This window comes from Oleiphilus sp. HI0132, from assembly GCF_001635845.1.
In genome coordinates, this window is the sequence record NZ_LWGJ01000508.1 from 1 (window position 1) to 967 (window position 967).

Here is a 967-nt window from a genome sequence, read left to right on the forward strand (position 1 = left end):
GGCGGACCGAATTTAAGGGGTTACCGTGATAGAAGAGTCTCAACATAATAGTGCTGATGCAGCGGATATTCCGACTTTAGAAGAGTCCGGCACCGCATCCGGCTCTGTTGAAGATACTGGTTTAATGCTTCCATTTGAGCGGTTGCCATTCTCCTTTGCTAAGAAGCAAGGGATAGTATTGTTGAAAAATCAAAATAACGAGTATGAGATTCTTTATCGGGCGGGTCTTAGCTCCCAGGCTTTTGCAGAAGTAAACCGTCTAACTTTTGGTGAGGTTCCTTTTCAACAAGTTGATGAGGCAGAGTTCGACGAAGCTTTAGGGCTTGCTTACCAAAATGACTCTGCAGAAGCAATGCAGATGGTCGAAGGTCTGGGCGACGATATGGATCTGGCCAGCTTGGCAAACTCGGTTCCAGAGACCGAGGACTTATTAGAGCAAGAAGATGATGCGCCGATCATCAGACTAATTAATGCTATTTTGACCGAAGCAGTAAAAAATGATGCTTCAGATGTGCATATAGAAACATTTGAAAAACAGCTTGTCGTTCGCTTTAGAGTGGATGGAGTCTTGCGAGAAATCGTTAAACCCAAGCGCGCACTAGCGCCTTTGCTGGTGTCTCGTATCAAGGTTATGGCAAAACTCGATATTGCTGAAAAGCGTGTACCTCAAGATGGTCGAATTTCATTGCGTGTTGGTGGCAGAGAAGTGGATATCCGTGTATCGACAATGCCTTCAGCGAACGGAGAGAGAATCGTACTTCGTTTACTTGATAAGAACGCAGGGCGTTTGTCTCTCGATATCCTAGGAACATCGGAGCGTGACTCAGATGTTTTAAAAAGTATTCTGGCGAGGCCCCATGGCATATTACTGGTTACCGGGCCAACCGGTTCTGGTAAGACCACTACGTTGTACGCGGGTCTATCTCATATTAATGACCGCAGCCGTAACATTCTGACGGTTGAAGAC

The 967-nt window shown here is 46.0% G+C and carries 1 protein-coding gene; it reads left to right on the plus strand.

What is annotated here, in order from left to right:
* Positions 1 to 124: 124 nt before the first annotated feature.
* Positions 125 to 967 (plus strand): GspE/PulE family protein (locus tag A3766_RS06105; RefSeq protein WP_197479372.1); only part of this gene is annotated, 843 nt, incomplete at its 3' end.